Annotated in this window: 8 protein-coding genes; 4 read left to right on the forward strand and 4 right to left on the reverse strand. The window is 69.5% G+C overall.

Annotated elements, in window-relative coordinates; all coding sequences use genetic code 11:
• Nucleotides 1-3 precede the first annotated feature (3 nt).
• From VM685_RS05015 to VM685_RS05030, 4 genes are all read right to left on the reverse strand, one after another.
• Nucleotides 4-942: a phytanoyl-CoA dioxygenase family protein gene (locus tag VM685_RS05015; protein ID WP_325459024.1), complete on the reverse strand. Its 939-nt coding sequence runs from the start codon at nucleotides 940-942 to the stop codon at nucleotides 4-6.
• On the reverse strand, nucleotides 939-2057 hold the full coding sequence (locus tag VM685_RS05020) for a class I SAM-dependent methyltransferase (RefSeq protein ID WP_325459025.1): 1119 nt from the start codon (nucleotides 2055-2057) through the stop codon (nucleotides 939-941). Before VM685_RS05020 ends, VM685_RS05015 begins: the two co-directional genes overlap by 4 nt.
• Nucleotides 2058-2319: 262 nt before the next feature.
• A complete protein-coding gene (locus VM685_RS05025; protein WP_325459026.1) occupies nucleotides 2320-3258 on the reverse strand; it encodes a cupin domain-containing protein in 939 nt (312 codons plus the stop codon).
• Between the two features lie 58 nt (nucleotides 3259-3316).
• Nucleotides 3317-6271 carry a TonB-dependent receptor domain-containing protein gene (locus VM685_RS05030; protein ID WP_325459027.1) on the reverse strand — a complete coding sequence of 985 codons (2955 nt, stop codon included), beginning with the start codon at nucleotides 6269-6271 and terminating at the stop codon, nucleotides 3317-3319.
• A 456-nt stretch (nucleotides 6272-6727) separates the two neighbouring features.
• Here VM685_RS05030 and VM685_RS05035 point away from each other — a divergent pair, with 456 nt between their 5' ends.
• The 4 genes from VM685_RS05035 to VM685_RS05050 are packed head-to-tail and all read left to right on the forward strand — an operon-like array spanning nucleotide 6728 to nucleotide 12318.
• Nucleotides 6728-8908, forward strand: coding sequence for a PQQ-binding-like beta-propeller repeat protein (locus tag VM685_RS05035; RefSeq protein WP_325459028.1), 2181 nt, complete (start codon nucleotides 6728-6730; stop codon nucleotides 8906-8908).
• Between the two features lie 2 nt (nucleotides 8909-8910).
• Nucleotides 8911-10914, forward strand: coding sequence for a PQQ-binding-like beta-propeller repeat protein (locus VM685_RS05040; RefSeq protein WP_325459029.1), 2004 nt, complete (start codon nucleotides 8911-8913; stop codon nucleotides 10912-10914).
• Nucleotide 10915: 1 nt separating this feature from the next.
• The gene (locus VM685_RS05045; RefSeq protein WP_325459030.1) at nucleotides 10916-11962 is read left to right on the forward strand and encodes an SMP-30/gluconolactonase/LRE family protein; all 1047 of its coding nucleotides are present in this window, start codon (nucleotides 10916-10918) and stop codon (nucleotides 11960-11962) included.
• Between the two features lie 29 nt (nucleotides 11963-11991).
• Complete coding sequence (locus VM685_RS05050) at nucleotides 11992-12318, forward strand: hypothetical protein (protein WP_325459031.1); 327 nt, start codon at nucleotides 11992-11994, stop codon at nucleotides 12316-12318.
• Nucleotides 12319-12320: the final 2 nt, after the last annotated feature.

The raw sequence follows: 12320 nt of genomic DNA on the forward strand, positions 1-12320 counted from the left end.
CCCCTAGGCTGGCCCAGGCGAGCTGGGAAACTCCGGCAGCCATCCGATCGAGTCCCGCACGAACGCCGGGAGGCGATGCTTCGCGAACAGGCGGACGTCGGCGCTGTAGCGGGTCCGGGACATTCCGGGATCGATCGCCGAGCGGTGGACCGCGAAGTGGTCGAAGATCAGCACGTCGCCGCGGTCCATGACCGGCCGCCAGAAGCGGTCCTGGCACGCCTCACGGGCCACGCCGTCCTCGATGAAGAGGTAGGGCTCGGCCACGCCGGCGGGCGGGGGGAGGATGCGGTCAATGCGGTACGGAGACACCTCGAGCCCCGGCGCATCCACGCCGCAGGGGGTGAAGGGCGCCCAGATGGTCAGGCCGGCATGTTCGTCCGGATGGCGCGAATGGAAGCTGCCGTCCTGATGAAAGGCGTAGCTGAAGTCCGAGATCGAGGCCGACTGGTAGCGGACCGTGTTGTGGCTGTAGGGCGAGACGACGTCGTCGCCGAAATAGGTCGTGGCGATCTCAAGGAGGCGCGACCGCAGCACCAGGCCGAGTATGACGTTCGGAAAAGAGGCGCCGTTCTCCCAGAAACGGATTTTGTAGTTCCTCCGGCCCTCATAGTACCAGCTTCGATCCATTCCGGATTCGGCCAGGGCGCCGGGGAAGTCCGGGTAGGGCCCGCCGTTCCAGGTCGACAGGCCGCCGGCCTGGCCCGTGGCGGGGTCGCTGAAGCAGATGGGCATGTCGTTCACCGGCCGGCCGATCATCTCGGCGAGACTGCGGGAGCTGGCGATCGCCGCCGTCTCCAGGACCTCGATCGACGCCGCATCCAAAGCGCCCCTCACCAGGACGGCGCCGCGCTCGCGCAGGGCTGCGGCGACCTGCCGGGGCGACAGCGAAGCGGCCTCGAACACGACGCCCTGCGCCAGTGCGGCCTCCTGTGCGGTCCTCATTGGAACGGCTCCGGCAAGGTGTCGTCCCAGCGCACGACCCGTCCGAACATCCCGGCCAGCCGAGGCGCGGCCCGGGCGTGATGCCGCGGCTTCAGGGACAGGAGAACGGCGTCCCACTCGCCCGGGTCCACCTCGTCCAGGTAGCTGATGCTGCGACCTGCACACCCGGCCACGACGCTCCCGCCCGGCGTGGCGGGCCTGTCGACGCAGAGCCGGCCGACGCGGGCCCAGGTCCGGGGGGCATAGGCGGCGAGCAGGTCCGCCGTCTCGCCGGCGCCGAAGCCCAGGATGCGCTTCGCGTCGCCCAGCCGCTCCAGCAGCATCGAATCCAGCCGGCTCCACCGCTCCAGGAAGTCGCGTCGCCGGGCGCTCAGCCCCTCCGGGCGCTCGAACGGCGCCGCGCCGTTCCGGGGTTGCGGCGAGGTCGTCCGCCGCCGCAGCAGCATCGCCTGGAACGCGCCGTACTCCGGCGCGAGCGGCCACCAATCCTGAAGCTGGAAGCCCGCGCGGCCGGCGAAGGCGAGCAGATGCTGCGGCTCCAGCGTGCGGAGGTGATCGACGAACAGCAGCTCCGGATCGACGGCCTGCCCGTTGGGGCAGATGATCAGCAGGGTTCCCCCGTCCGCCAGGACGTCCGCCGCCGCCGCGAGAAACAGCCCGCAGTCCGGCACGTGCTCGATGACATTGATCGAGTAGACGAAGTCCGGCCGCCACGCCGCGATCTCGGCGTTCGGCAGTTCCCCCGCGATCATCTGGAGCCCGGCGGCCCTGGCGGCCTCGACCATGGCGGAAGACGGCTCCAGCCCCTTCAGGGCCACGCCTGGATGGCGCGCGCCCAGGCGCTCGAGCACCCATCCCGCCCCGGCGCCCAGTTCGAGGACCCGCCTCGCCGAGACCTTGCCGATCACGTCGCCCACCATATACGCGTACATCTCGTAGCGGGGCGCCTCGAACGCCGCCATCGCGGCCCTGTCGTAGAAGCGGTAGGTGTCCCGATAGGAGAAGCCGCTCAGCTCGGCGAGGTTCGGGAGCAGGCTCTCGACCATGCCGCAGGCGTCGCATTCGCTCTTGCTCCAGCGGTGCGGGATGACTTGGCCGTCTGTCGTCGTCGACACGTCGGACGACGGTCCCGGGAGCGCGAATCTTTCGCCGCCGCAGTTGCTGCACCTGGGATGGATGGGCATTCCGGGATTCGTCGGCTCGTTTGCGGGCGGCGGTCCGCTCGCCTCGATTCGCGCTCGGACCCCACCCAAGTAAAGCAGCCGTCTTGGTTTGGCACCTCACGGCAGGGCTGGCCTGGGCGCCCCCGAACGCGGAACGGGGCCGGCTGTGGCCGACCCCGTCCGGTACGCTTCGAGGGAGATACTCAGGGGGAAACTAGTGGGGGGCCTCGTAGTTGTGCAGGCCCGCCGGACGGGGGTTGATGGCCAGGCGCGTAGCCGGGCCGGTCCCGCCGAAGCTGGCGCGGTGCCAGCGGCCCACAGGCGCGTAGACCACGTCGCCGGCCTGGGCGCTGAAGAACGGAACGCCCTCGATCAGGTAGTCGATCTGGCCCTCCATCACGAGCCAGAACTCGCCGTAGTCGTTGTGGAAGTGGCCGAGGTTGGTGGGCGGCGGCACGGGCTGGCCGCGGCCGCGGATCACGTTGGCGAAGGTGTGGTCGTCGCGCACGAAGGCCCCGCCGCGTGCGCCGCCCTGGACGAGATCCTTGTTGAAGTCGAGGAAGGGCTTGTTGACGTCGTCGTAGGCGCCCTTGCCGTTGAAGGCGACCTTCACATAGGTCTTGCCGGGGACCGGCGTGGGCGTCTCGGTCGTGGGGTAGAGCGGGGCCGCCCCGGCCTGGGTCACCTCGAAGCGCAGCGACGGCCTGTCGCCCACCGTCTCGATGCTGTAGGGCACCCGGTAGGGTACCTGGACGAGGAAGCCCTTGGACGCCACGAACGGCTCCTGGCCCTCGATCGTCACCCGCATCTCGCCGTCCTGGACGATCCAGAACACCCGGTTGTCGGGCCAGAACTGGGTCTTGGTCTTCTCGCCCGGGGCCATCTGGACATAGGTGGCCTCGAAGTCCCGGTCCCGGACGATGGGCTCGCGCCAGCTCTTCTGGCCGCGGCGCTTGGCCAGCACATCGGCCAGCTTCCAGTGCGCCTTGTTGGGCGCCGTCCAGGGCGTGGCCTTCGTGGGCTTGGGCGACCAGGCGATCACCGAGTCCGGCGGAGGCCGTTGGGCCTGCGCGCCGGCCGAGTTGGCCCCGACCAAGGCAAGGCTTCCCAGCAGGGCCGCCAGGGCCACGGGCTTCAGGATTGCAGACGCCATCTTGAACTCTCCTCCCCTGCCCGGCCCCGGACCTTGCGGCCCGGGGCCTGCGGCCGGACTAGAACTTCGCCCGCACGCCGACCGAGACCAGGCGGCCGATCGGATTGGAGGCGAAGCCGTTGAAGCCCCACGCCCCGCCGAGGATGCCGGCGGTGTTGCCGTTGTAGAAGGACGGGTCGGTGTCGAGGACGTTCTGGATGTCCAGGTACACCTGGGCGTTCTCCATGATGCCGTAGCCGTCCTCGAAGTCGTAGGAGGCGTGGAGGTCCCAGATGGTCTGCGACTTCACCTTGTCGCCGCCGCCCGTCGGGTTGCCGATGGAGTCCACCAGCACCGGCGCCACCGAGGTGTTGCTCCAGTTCCGGTAGCTGCCCGTGTAGTTCATGAACACGTCGGCCGAGAAGGCGCCGAAGTCCCACCCGAAGGAGGCGCGGTTCTTGAACTGGATCGACGGGAAGGTGGTGTTGTAGCCCGAGGTGTTCAGCACGCTGAAGCTCGAGCCGCCGCCGAAGTTCTGGTCGAAGCGGGTGAAGTAGGTGAGCGCGTCGCCGATGCGGAACGTGCCGAGACTGTCCGTCGGGATGCGGTACTGGAACATGAAGTCGATCCCCTGGATGTCCAGGTTCAGGACGTTGCCCGAGCTCTGGTCCAGCAGGAAGTAGACCTGGGCCGGCACCGCCCCGTTGATCGTCGCCCCGCCCGCCAGGTTCGCGAAGGTGTTGATCTGCTCGGTGGTGCAGGTGTTGGGGCAGATCACCAGGCGGTCGTGCAGGCCCGCCGAGTTGACGATCGAGTTCGGGTTCGGCGAGTTCACGCCGCCTTCGAAGGTGTTGTTGAAGAGCGTGATGTTGGCCGCGAAGCCCGGGATGTAGGGCGGGATGTAGTCCAGGCCCACCGACCAGGCGTCACCCGTCTGCGGCACGATGTTCAGGAAGCCGCCGCCGAGCTGCCGGCGAAGGCCCTGGTTGGTGCCCAGGCCGATGTTGCAGGTGGTGGTGGCGTTGGCGCAGCCGGGCACGCCGCGGACTTCCGGATAGTTGGCGACAGGCACGAAGAGCGAGGCCGCCACGCCGACGCTGCCGGACGCGTAGAGGTAGCCCTGCGACGGGTCGCCGATGACCGCCAGCGGCGGGGCCACGAAGGCCGTGGAGTAGTTGGCCCGGAGCTTCAGGCCCTCCATCAGCTCCCAGTCCACCGCGAACTTCGGGTTCTTGGTGTCGCCCACGTCGGAGAAGTGGTCGTAGCGCCCGGAGATGTTCACATCCAGGCGCCGGACCAGCGGGATCTCCATCTCGGCGGAGACCAGCGGGATGGCGACCTCGACATAGGCCGAGTAGGCGTTGCGCTTGTACTTGTAGTTCCGCTGGCTGGAGCCGGTGCTGGAGGGGCCGGTGTTGTTGGCGCCGCGGATCTTCTGCTCCAGGCGAGACAGCATGTACTCGCCACCCACCGCGACGCGGACCTCGCCGGCCGGCAGGCTGAACACCGGGCCCTGGAACTCGAGCTTGGTCTGGTTGATCTGGTTGTAGTTCGAGTTCTCGCTGTCGTTCTGGTACCAGGACGAGATCAGGTCCCGCGACGAGCGCAGCGAGGCCGGGTCGCTCCAGACATCCAGAGCGTTGGCCGCGGTCAGCGGCAGGTTCAGCACCACCACATTCTGGCCGGCGATCGACGAGGCCGTCGTGCTGCCGCTGGTCTGGGTGGTGCCGTTAAGGGCCAGGTTGGCGCAGGCGCCGCAGAAGGTGTCGTTGTTGGCCAGCAGGCTGCGGCTGGAGCCGAAGGCGTTGCTGAGCTTGGCCGACCAGTCCTCCGTGATGGCGAAGTCGAGGACACCGGTGGTGTAGAAGAACTCCGATTGCGAGTTCACCGTTCCCCATTCGTCGGGGCTGGTGACCAGGTCGATCCAGCTCACCGTCTCCTGGGTGGCGCCCGGCTCACCGGCAGGGGCGCGGAAGTACGGGTTGATCTGGCCGCCACGGTTCGAGCCGGGACCGAACACCGTCACGTTGTTCAGCGTGCCGGGGAGCGAGTTCTCCTCCGTGGCCTGGCGATTGTAGACCATCTTGCCGGTGAACCGCAGGCGATCGGTGATCTCCTGGTCCACCTTGATCATCAGGTTGGCGCGCCACTGCTCGGGCAGGGCGTTGTCGTAGATGGAGTTGTTGCAGGGGGCGTTCGCCGCGGAGTTCGGCACGGTCGAGGTCGCGCCCGGCGACAGGTAGACGTTGTTGCCCGAGGCCGGCGTGCGGATGGTGGCCGGGGCGCAGGCGAAGCTGTTGGTGTTGGTGCCGCCGAACGGACGGTAGTCGCCGCGGGACAGGAACGGCCGGTCGGAGTTCCGCAGGATGCTCTGATAGGAGTACTGGCCAGCGATGTAGAAGCCGCCGGTGTCCCAGGTCTTGCCCCAGATCGCGTTGGCGTCGCGGTTCGAGTAGCTGTCGCCCCAGCCGCCCTTCACGTTGACCTGCAGGCCATCGAAGCTCTGGCGGGTGATGAAGTTGACCACGCCGGCCACGGCGTCGGAGCCGTAGACCGAGGAGGCGCCGTCGGCCAGCACCTCGACGCGCTGGATGGCGCTGGTCGGGATGATGTTCGGGTCGGTCTGCGAATACTGGGTGCCGCCGCCCACCAGGCGCAGGCCGTCGACGATCACGAGCGTCGAGTTCGAGGCGCTGCCCGCCAGGCTGTGGATCTGAGGCGAGTAGTAGGAATAGGCGTTCTCGCCCTGCGGCGCGGAGCCGGAGGTGGTGATCGCCGGCACGGTGTTGACGAGCTGAGAGGCGTTGATCGCCCCGGTCTTCTCGATCTCTTCCTGACCGACGCTGATGACGGTGGAGCCGATCGGGGCGACGCCCTTCAGGCTCGTACCGGTGACGACGACCTCCTCGAGGTTGGTCTCGTCGTCGTTAGCGGCGGCGGCGGCGCGGCCCTGGGCGTTGGCGGACGTCGCGAAGAACGACGCGGCCGCGATCAGGGCGACGACGGAACTCGTGGTGTGCAGATGGCGCAGCATAGCTTCCCCCTGAGGCGGACGTCCGCAGTGCGGCCGCCCTTTTTCTTTGTGTTCGGCGAACCGGCCGAGGCCGGATCCCGCCCTGGCCACGGGGGTCAGGACGATGCGTTGCGGATACTTGCATACACATTTGGGGCAGGCAAGCGGCCAAGGTCCCAGGAAATGGCTCCTGTATGCAAATAGGCAACACTGTCGGGTTTGCGACAGGGCGGTCGCCCGACGGCCGGCGAGGCGCCGCCCGCCGCTGCGCGCCTCGGGGAGCGGATTTGCCGATCGTGTCAAAAGGAATCCTGCGCGCGCGGGCGCCGCGCCCGCACACGAGGCCGCTTCCGAGAACCACGTTGTACGTAGCCGACTTTTTGCCGGGAAACGCGCCAAGTGGCTTGATCAACGTGTATGCAACATGATCATGTAGCGCCGCGCAGATGGCGATGATCGTCGCGCGGGGGAAACGACATGCGCAAGACCATCGCGCCACCATCCAGATCCACGCGGCGCCTGGCGCTCGCCGGGGCGGCCGCCGCCCTGCTGGCGGGCTGCGCCACGGTGATGACCGCCGACGCGCCGGTCGCCGACACCGAATGGCGGGTCTGGGGCGGCTCGCCCGACCAGACCCACTACTCCGAGCTGACCCAGATCCACCCCGGCAACGTCGACCAGCTGGAGGTCGCCTGGACCTACGACATCGGGACCGACATCTCGATCTCCAACCCTCTGATGATCGGCGGGCGGGTCTATCTGATCGGAGCGGGCGGCGCGATCGTGGCCCTCGACGCGGCGACCGGCGCGGAGATCTGGAAGCAGCCGGGCCAGGCGCCGCGCGGCGCCCGCGGGCTCGCCTACTGGTCCAGCCCCGACGGCGCCGACCAGCGGATCATCTACAACAAGGACAACTTCATGCGGGCGCTCGACGCCCGCACCGGACAGCCCATCGCCGGCTTCGCGGTGGACCTGCGCCAGGGCGTCGACCGGGACCCCGCCACCGTCACCAACATCCAGTCGAACGCCCCGGGCACGGTGTACGGGGACCTGATCATCACCGGCGCCCTGACGGGCGAGGACTACGATGCGCCGCCGGGCGACATCCGCGCCTTCAACGTCCGGACCGGCGAGCTCGCCTGGGTGTTCCGGCCGATGCCGCGCGCCGGCGAGCCGGGCGCGGAGACCTGGGGCCCGAACCCCCGCGCAAACCACGGCGGGGCGAACAACTGGACCGGCTTCACCCTCGATGAGAAGCGCGGGATCGTCTACGCGGTCACCGGCTCCTCCACCTACGACTTCTGGGGCGTCGACCGGCCGGGGAACAACCTCTACGCCAACTCGATAATCGCCCTGGACGCCAAGACCGGCCGGCGGCTGTGGCACTTCCAGACGGTGCACCACGACCTGTGGGACTGGGACATCCCGACGCCGCCGGTGCTGCTCACCGTGCGCCACGAGGGCCGAACGGTCGACGCCGTGGTGGTCGCGGGCAAGACGGGTTTCCTCTACGCCTTCGACCGCGTCTCCGGCGAACCACTCTGGCCCATCGAGGAGCGGCCGGTGCCCACCCGCGGCGTCGAGGGCGAGTGGGTCTCGCCGACCCAGCCCTTCCCCACCAAGCTGAAGCCATTCGCCAGGCAGAGCTTCACCATCGACGACATCGATCCCAGCCTGCCCGCCGCCGAGCGCGCGGAGCTGGTCGCCCGCATGAAGGCGGCCCGCGACGAGGGCCTGTTCACTCCGCCCGACGTCATCGACACGGTGCAGATGCCCGGCAACATCGGGGCCACCAACTGGGGCATGCTGACCGGCGATCCGAAGACCGGCATGGCCTATGTGATCTCCACCGACGTGCCCTCGATCATCAAGCTGCAGCAGGTCTCGCGGATCGTCGCCCAGGGCGCCACGCCCTACGAGCGCGGCAAGGCGATCTACGGCCAGGTCTGCGCCGCCTGCCACGGCGCCGAGCGCCAGGGCAGCGATGGGGCGCCGTCGCTGATCGGCGTCTCCGCCCGGCTGACCCCGGACGTGATCTCCGGGGTGATCCAGCGCGGCCGCGGCCACATGCCGGCCTTCCCGCAGGTCTCCGGTCCGGCCATGGGCGAACTGATGGCCTACCTGGCCGAAAACCGGAACGCCCGCGGCGCCCAGGCGCCGGAGGGGGCGGCGGGCGCGGTGAAGGTGGAGGCCCAGCCCGCGCGCTGGCGCACCGACTACGGCTATGTGATCTCGCCCACCACCGGCAATCCGATGATCAAGCCGCCGTGGTCGCAGGTCACCGCCTATGACATGAACACGGGCGAGATCGCCTGGCAGCGGCCGATCGGCGACGATCCCGAGTACAAGGGGCCGCGGAACGGCCCCACGGGCTCGGCGCCGGCGCGCGTCGGCTCGGCGCTCACCGCCAGCGGCCTGATGTTCGTGGCCACCGCCAAGGACCGCACCCTGCACGCGCTGGACAGCCGCACCGGCAAGACCCTGTGGACCGGGACCCTGCCCGGCACGCCCGCGGGCCTGCCCTCGATCTACGCGGCCGGCGGGCGCCAGTTCGTGCTGGTGCCGGCCGCCAGCAGCCGCCCCGCCGCGCCGGGCCAGGCGTCGCCCCTGCGCAACGCCTTCGTCGCCTACGCCCTGCCGCGCACCGCCAAGAGGTAGAGATGGTTGAACTGACCCGCCGGTCGATCTCCGCAGCCGGGCTCGCCCTGTTCCTGAGCGCCAACGGCGTTCCCGCGCGCGCCCAGGTCGAGGCCCCGAACGGCGCCGGGACACGCGGCGCCAAGGACGGCCAGTGGCCGACCCATGGGGGCGACCTCTACAGCTGGCGCTACTCGCCGCTGGACAAGATCAACGCAGAGAACTTCAAGGACCTGGAGCTGGCCTGGCGGTTCAAGACCGCCAACCTCGGGCCCGCCGTGGACCCGATCATGCAGGCCACGCCCCTGATGGTGAACGGCGTGCTCTACACGACCGCCGGGACCCGGCGGGCGGCCATCGCCATCGACGCCGGGACCGGCGAGCTCCTGTGGACATACAGCCTCAACGAGGGCGAGCGCGGCCGGCAGGCCCCGCGCCAGGGCAGCGGCCGCGGCCTCTGCTACTGGACGGACGGCAAGGCGGAGCGGGTCCTCTACGTGACCCCCGGCTATCGCCTGATCTCGCTGGACGCCAAGACCGGCCGGCCGGCCGAGGGCTTCGGCGAGGCGGGCCAAGTCGACCTGAAGCTCGAGCTCGACCAGCAGATCGACCTCGAGAAGGGCAAGATCGGCCTCAACGCCACCCCGCTGGTGGTCGGCGACGTCATCGTCGTGGGGGCCGCGTTCGAGGCCGGCGACGCGCCGAACAAGACCAACATCAAGGGCGCGGTGCGCGCCTACGACATCCGCACCGGCAAGCGGCTGTGGATCTTCCACACCATTCCGAAGAAGGGGGAGTTCGGCGCCGAGACCTGGCTGAACGACTCCAACTCCTGGACCGGCAACACCGGCGTCTGGGCCCAGATGAGCGCCGATCCCGAGCTGGGCCTCGTCTACGTGGGCGTCGAATCCGCCACGGCGGACTGGTACGGCGGCAACCGCCCCGGCGCGAACCTGTTCGGCGAGAGCATCGTGGCGCTCGACCTGAAGACCGGCAAGCGCCGCTGGCACTACCAGATGGTCCACCACGGGATCTGGGACCGCGACGTGCCCTGCGCCGCGGTGCTGGCTGACATCACCGTGGGCGGCCGGAAGATCAAGGCGATCGCCCAGCCGACCAAGCAGTCCTGGCTCTATGTGCTGGACCGCGTCACCGGCAAGCCGGTGTGGCCGATCCCCGAGCGTCCGGTGCCGAAGGGCGACGTGCCCGGCGAGTGGTACTCGCCCACCCAGCCGATCCCCAGCAAGCCGCCCGCCTACGACCGCCAGGGCGTGATGAAGGACGACCTGATCGACTTCACGCCGGAACTGCGGGCCGAGGCCGAGAAGGTCGCCGCCGACTACAAGCTTGGTCCGATCTTCACCCCGCCGGTCTATTCGAAGTGGCCGAGGCCGCTGGGCACCCTGATGCTGCCCAACACCCAGGGCGGCTCGAGCTGGCCAGGCGCGTCCTTCGATCCCGAGACCAACATCATCTACCTCTATTCCATGACCCGGCTGACGGCGCTGGGCATCGGTCCGATCGCGCCGGAGCAGAGCGACGCCGGCATGGGCCTCAACATGGCCCGCGACCCGAACGCCACCAGCCGCCGGCGCGCGCCGCTCGGCGTCCGCGGCCTGCCGCTGATCAAACCGCCCTACGGCCGGGTGACCGCCATCGACCTGAACAAGGGCGACATCGTCTGGCAGGTGGCGCACGGGGAGACGCCGGACTCGATCCGCAACCACGAGGCGCTGAAGGGCGTGAAGATCCCGCGCACCGGCAGCGCGGGCCTGATCGGCACCCTGACCACCAAGACGCTCGTGGTGATCGGCGACGCCGAGACCACCACTGGCGAGGACGGAGTGAAGAGCGGCTGGCTGCGCGCCTACGACAAGAAGACCGGCGCAGAGGTCGGCCAGGTGCGCATGCCCACGCGCCAGACCGGCACGCCGATCACCTATCTGCACAACGACCAGCAATACATCGTGCTGGGCGTCGGCGGACCGGATTCGCCCGGCGAGCTGATCGCCTACAGGCTGCCCTGAGATGGACGCCCGGGCCTTCGACCGCCGGACGCTGCTGGCGGGCGCCCTGGGCCTGACGGCCACGGCCGCCACGGCCCAGCCGGCGCCCGCCCCCGTCAGCCCCGACGCCACGCCGCGCGACTGGGACGCGCCCCTGCGCTACCCGGAGCCCGACATCGTGGCGCTGGACCCGCGCTTCCGCGGCTACATCATCGGCAACACGCCCATGAAGCGGCTCTACACCGGGACCATGTGGGCGGAGGGGCCGGCCTGGAACGGCGTGGGCGGCTACCTGGTCTGGAGCGACATCCCGGCCAACGTCCAGCTCCGCTGGATCCAGGACGACGGGCGGGTCACCACCTTCCGCAATCCGTCGGGCTATTCCAACGGCAACACCTTCGACTTCCAGGGCCGGCAGCTGTCGGCCGAGCACGGCGGCCGGCGCGTCGCGCGCTACGAGCCCGACGGACGGGTGACGGTCATCGCCGACCGCTTCGAGGGCAAGCGGCTGAACTCGCCTAACGACCTCGTCGTCCACCCGGACGGCAGCATCTGGTTCACCGATCCGCCCTACGGCATCGGCGGTGACTACGAGGGCTTCCGCGCCGAGCAGGAGCTGAAGGAGGCGGTCTACCGCGTCGACGGCCAGAGCGGCCGGATCGAGAAGATCACCGACGAGATCGGCAAGCCCAACGGCCTGTGCTTCTCGCCGGACTACAAGCGCCTCTACGTGGCCGACACGGGTCCTGGCGGGGTGATCTCCGTCCTCGACGTGGACGGCGGGCGGGCGCGCAACCGGCGCACCTTCGTGAAGCTGGACGTGCCGGGGACGGGCGCGCCCGCCTATGCCGACGGCCTGCGCTGCGACCGCGACGGCAACCTCTGGGCGGCGGCCCGGCCGGGCGTCCAGGTGTTCACCCCCGGTTCAGAGCGGATCGGCATGATCCGGTTGCCTGAGAACTGCGCGAACCTTTGCTTCGGCGGAGTGAAGCGAAACCGGCTCTTCATGACGGCTAGCCAGTCGTTGTATGCAATCTACGTCGGCGTTACGGGCGCGCACGTCGCCTGACCGCCCAAACCTGGGACCGAAACCTCCGAATGTTCGTACGCCTGTCTTCGACCCGCCTCGCCCCCGCCGCCGTGATCGCCACGCTGCTGGCCGCCTCCACAGCCCAGGCCCAGCCCCAGGTCGTCAACGGCCTGATCCAGGCGCCGGAGCGCCCGCTGGTGCAGCGCGCCTGCACGACCTGCCACGCGGCCGCCCAGGTGGTCGCCCGCCGCCGATCCGGCCACGAGTGGCAGGAGGTGGTCGACAAGATGATCGAGCACGGCGCCAAGGTCTCCGACGCCGAGTACGACAAGATCGTCGGCTATCTGACCAAGAACTACGGTCCGACGGGCAGCGCCACCGCCGCCAAGCGCTGAGG

It is taken from the genome of Phenylobacterium sp. (genome assembly GCF_035539035.1).
Taxonomy (GTDB): Bacteria; Pseudomonadota; Alphaproteobacteria; order Caulobacterales; family Caulobacteraceae; genus Phenylobacterium.